The organism is Streptomyces sp. GbtcB7 (assembly GCF_019091445.1).
GTDB lineage: Bacteria > Actinomycetota > Actinomycetes > Streptomycetales > Streptomycetaceae > Streptomyces > Streptomyces mirabilis.
This window is the reverse complement of record NZ_JAGXJM010000155.1, coordinates 1-394: the sequence shown is the minus strand read 5'-3', so window position 1 is coordinate 394 and position 394 is coordinate 1. Positions and strand designations below refer to the sequence as shown.

Here is a 394-nt window from a genome sequence, read left to right as displayed (position 1 = left end):
TTCACCGGCGTACTCCACGGTGCCCTCGTCGGGGCGGACGATCCCGGCCAGGAAAAGAATAGACAGATTAAAAACAGAAATAGTACGGACAGTGAGGGCCAGGATCTCGCCGGTCGGCAGTTCCAGGGTGACGCCGCCCAATCGGGATGCGGCGGCGTCCAGCATCGCCTTGCCCGCGCTGGTGGAGCCGGTGAACACGATCTTGGCGACGCCCTCGTGGCCGGACAGAGCCCCGCCGGTGGGCCGGCCGAAGCCGGTCACCACGTTCACAACACCCTGAGGGAAGCCCGCCTCCACACACAGCTCCGCCAGCCGGAGCGTGGAGGTGGGTGTCACCTCGGACGGCTTGATCACGTCCGTGCAGCCGGGCGCGTGCGCGGGGAACAGCTTCCAC

1 protein-coding gene is annotated in these 394 nt (G+C 67.0%); it reads right to left on the bottom strand.

Annotated elements, in window-relative coordinates:
* Window positions 1-387, bottom strand: a 387-nt coding sequence (locus KVT44_RS55640; protein WP_254651240.1) for an aldehyde dehydrogenase family protein, incomplete at its 3' end; no start/stop codon positions are given.
* Between the last annotated feature and the right edge of the window lie 7 nt (window positions 388-394).